At 75.2% G+C, this 274-nt stretch carries 1 pseudogene; it reads left to right on the forward strand.

The annotated features are described in order from the left end of the window. Nucleotides 1-274: pseudogene (locus SB816_RS31500) on the forward strand (LuxR family transcriptional regulator); the annotation flags it as partial.

Consider the following 274-nt stretch of genomic DNA (forward strand, 5'->3'; position numbering starts at 1 on the left):
GTCCGCCGACGACACCGCGTTCCTGACGCGCACAAGCATCGCCGACCGCCTGCATCCGTCGCTGTGCGCCGCGCTGCTCGACGATGCGGATGCGCCCCACCGGCTCGCGCGGCTCGCGCGCGATACGCCGCTGTTCATCGCATCGGATGACTCCGACTGGTGCCGGCTGCATCCGCTCGTGCGCGATACGCTGCGCGACCGGCTGGCGGCGGGCCCGGCCGCGGCGCGCGGCGCGCTGCATGGACGCGCGGCCGCATGGCTCGATGCGCACGGG

The organism is Achromobacter sp. SIMBA_011 (assembly GCF_046535435.1).
Classification (GTDB): domain Bacteria; phylum Pseudomonadota; class Gammaproteobacteria; order Burkholderiales; family Burkholderiaceae_B; genus Achromobacter; species Achromobacter dolens.